Annotated in this window: 2 protein-coding genes and 1 pseudogene; all 3 read right to left on the bottom strand. The window is 40.7% G+C overall.

Annotated features, from left to right (window positions below; genetic code table 11):
* The coding region (locus H6G41_RS34285) for a calcium-binding protein (protein WP_190752829.1) at positions 1-2,093 on the bottom strand (2,093 nt) is incomplete at its 3' end.
* Between the two features lie 251 nt (positions 2,094-2,344).
* Complete coding sequence (locus H6G41_RS34280) at positions 2,345-2,728, bottom strand: hypothetical protein (protein ID WP_190637395.1); 384 nt, start codon at positions 2,726-2,728, stop codon at positions 2,345-2,347.
* A 219-nt stretch (positions 2,729-2,947) separates the two neighbouring features.
* Positions 2,948-3,501, bottom strand: a pseudogene (locus H6G41_RS34275) (WYL domain-containing protein); the annotation flags it as partial.

The raw sequence follows: 3,501 nt of genomic DNA, 5'->3' as shown, positions 1-3,501 counted from the left end.
TCTGATGCAGTCAGTGAGGGGTTACCTGTAAAGATGGCAAACTCTGCTCCAGTACCAAAGCCAGATGCAACTCCATTTTGATTGTAAAAGAGCGTTCCACTGCTTTGGTTGTAAACAATTTTGGCAGAGCTAACGGCAGATGCTGTATTGCTGCTAACTACAGCGAATTCATTCACAATGCTAAACCCATTACCAGCTATGCTTTGCAGGGCTGTAAATGTAGTTTTATCGAGAATAATTTTATCGCTGCCTTTAACGAAATCCGTAATGCGATCGCTACCAATAGCTGCACTGCTAAAAGCAGCATTGGTGTTGTAAAGGAAGAAATCACTGCCATTGCCACCTGTTAAGATGTCATTACCAGCACCGCCAATTAGGGTATCACTACCATCTCCCCCAATTAAAGTATCTTTGCCACCTTCTCCACTGAGAGTATTATTGTTAGAGTTACCCGTGAGAACGTTGTCGAGGGCGTTGCCTGTCCCTTTAGTTCCTCCTCCCACTAAAATCAGGTTTTCTAGGTTAGCACCCAAGGTATAGCCCTGGGTAGAAGTATAAGGGGCTTGAACTGTATCGATTCCTTCGTCTGCATTCTCGATAATGGTGTCATCATTTGAAACATTCACAATGTAAATATCGTTACCAGTACCACCCTTCATCACATCTTTGCCTGAATTAGCAATCAGGGTGTCATTACCAGCACCACCTTCAAGAGTGTCATCTCCATTACCACCGTCAAGGGTGTCATTACCAGCACCACCATTCAAGATATTTTGACCTTGATTGCCAGTTAACTGATTATTCAGGCTATTACCAGTGCCATTAATTGCAGCTGAACCTGTGAGAATCAAGTTTTCTAGATTGGCTCCCAAGGTATAAGTAATAGAGGCTTTAACTGTATCAATTTCCCTACTGATTATGGAGGTTTCGGTGACAATATCTCCAGTGTTGTCAACAATGTAAGTATCGTTACCAGTAGCGCCAGTCATGCGATCGCTATCTGCACCACCATCAATGATGTCGTTACCTGTACCCCCATCAATATTGTCATTTCCAGCGCCTGTATAGATAGTGTCATTTCCAGCGCCACTATTAATAATGTCGTTGCCACCAACAGTATTGATGGTGTCATCTTTGCTCGTGCCGATGACTGTAAATTCCTCAATGTTATGGAAACCAATGAAATCTAGGCGAGTATTATTTGTACTGCTGACTTTTCTAATAGCTGTGCCATAAATGCTACTACCATTAAAACGCATACCAGTACCAGTATCACCAACAGAATAGTCTACAATGAGGCGGTCAATACCATCGCCACCATAAACAACATCACCATCATTGATACTTCCACCAGCTAGTCCGGCGTTAATTGTGTCATTACCGGCACCAGTTCTAATAACATCATTAGTTCGCAGTACAGCACCGTTAACGATTCCCGAATGGGTAACAATGTCGTTACCACTGCCGGTAGTAATCGAAAATCCCTCAAAATTAATAGCAGTGACAACACTAGAAATATTGATATTCGTGAGGTCAGAAAGGTTGAGGTTAGCTGTTTGTGTGGAGAGGTCGAGGGTGAGGTAGTCTAAGCCGGAACCACCATCTAAAGTACCAGCAACAGCAGTCACGCTATCATTGCCAGCACCCGCTTTAATGACATTGTTGCCATAGAATGTTTTGATGGTGTCATCTTTGCTAGTACCGATGACGGTGAATTTCTCAATATTTTTGAAGGCGACGTAATCCAATAGAGAACCATTTTGATGTCGATTAGCAGTGCCTAAATTAGCGTTAAGACCACTATTAAAAGACATACCGCCCCCCGTATCACCAACGGAGTAGTCTATAATGAGGTGGTCAAAACCTTCACCACCATCAACAGACTCATATTTACCTAGTCCGGGGTTAATGGTGTCGTTACCAGCACCAGTGCTGATAATATCATTACTGCGAAACACTGAGCCATTGACAATAACTGGTCTGATAACAGTGTCGTTGCCGCTACCTGTGATAATTTCCATGATGTTAGTATGTTGTTGATGTGAGTAAAAAAGAATGCTCTGCAAGTAAGCTAATCCATCTTGAAGTTGCATAATTCTTAGCCTCAAAAAAATGCCTTGAGACAGGGATGCAATTTGAATGATCATTAGCTTATTTCGCAGTCAAATCCGATAATTGTGCAAACGATCGCAAATTTTTTCCACAGAGCGATCGCTCCGCCAAAGCCTTTAGCTTTTGGTTAAGGCATCAATAACAGCACGTTAAATTTATTTGATAATTTGGAAGAAGAAGTGTTTGGTGGGTTGCGTAATTTTTGAAGTTAGCCAGGAATTAGAGATATCAGTTAACCAACTAAATCTCCGCCACAGACACAGCTATAATTGCCGTTAGAACATACACCATGATTGGCTGCACAGCGATAACAGTAAACGTTACGACAATCAATACAAATGGATAAATTTTCTAATTTGTATGTTTCACTACAAAAATCACAATATTCTCGCACACGCAGCATTTTTGCATAATTAACATCGCCAATTGCTTTTCTATTCGCTGCGGCGAACTCTGCTACATCTTCGCTATATCCTTCCTTTTTTCCTCCACGACTATGACACCATAGATAAACAAGCATACGGTCGTAATCTTGAGAAAATAGATATGCTTCGTTTTTGTGATTATCTTGCCAAAGCTTGACTGCTGATTGCATACGTTCACGAAAATTCGGCATGATATTCTCCTGATTAATATTGTTTGTTACTCACTAGATTAGTGGATATGTAGATGATTATTGTCGGTATCTGATGCGAATGAGGAAAGCTAAAATTTTCTCAGCTATTCTGCTTTTAAGTCTCACAATCTATCGTGAAGTTTATTGACAATCAACAGTCAACAGTCAACATATAATATTTCACCAATCCTTAACGGATTGCTAAAATTATTGTGAATATTAACTATAATTAGCAACAATTCCTTGAGCGATTTCTGCTACCCTTTGGACTAATTCTTGTGGTGTTTTAACTTCAGCATTACCGCCAAACCCAACAATCCATCTCCATAAATCAAAATCATCTAATGTCCAGTGAGGAAATATTGCTTGAAAACGATGGGGAAAATTGCGATCGCCTGTTCTATCAAGGCAAAATAAAGACTTGGGCAAATTACTCGTTGTCTTGTGAATCGGTGGGGACATTTTCATCTGGGCGAATCTTTTTGTCCCTTCGGTAATAAAGGGATAAATGCGATCGCTAAACCAAAGTTCTACTGTAACGCAGACTTGCATTCGCTTGTTGACATCAGAACTGAGAAACAGTTTTTGATCGCTGCTGCTATTCCCCAAATGCATACCTGCACCAGCTTTAAACAACTTTTGTAATTTTTGTAATGCTTTTTCTTGTTCTGTGCGGCTGCGTTGTTGGCTTTGGGGTTTACCTAAAAATAATCTATCTAGACGTTCAAATCGCAGTAAACCAAAGGTTTCACCACTCACGCACTCATAACCTA

This window comes from Tolypothrix sp. FACHB-123, assembly GCF_014697075.1.
Taxonomy (GTDB): Bacteria; Cyanobacteriota; Cyanobacteriia; order Cyanobacteriales; family Nostocaceae; genus Aulosira.
Note: the sequence above shows the minus strand (reverse complement) of the source record. Positions and strands in the feature narration are given on the sequence as shown.

Bases quoted from the DNA above. Each gene is read 5' to 3' on its own strand.
- H6G41_RS34280 (WP_190637395.1), bottom strand. From the start codon at position 2,728: ATGCCGAATTTTCGTGAACGTATGCAATCAGCAGTCAAGCTTTGGCAA.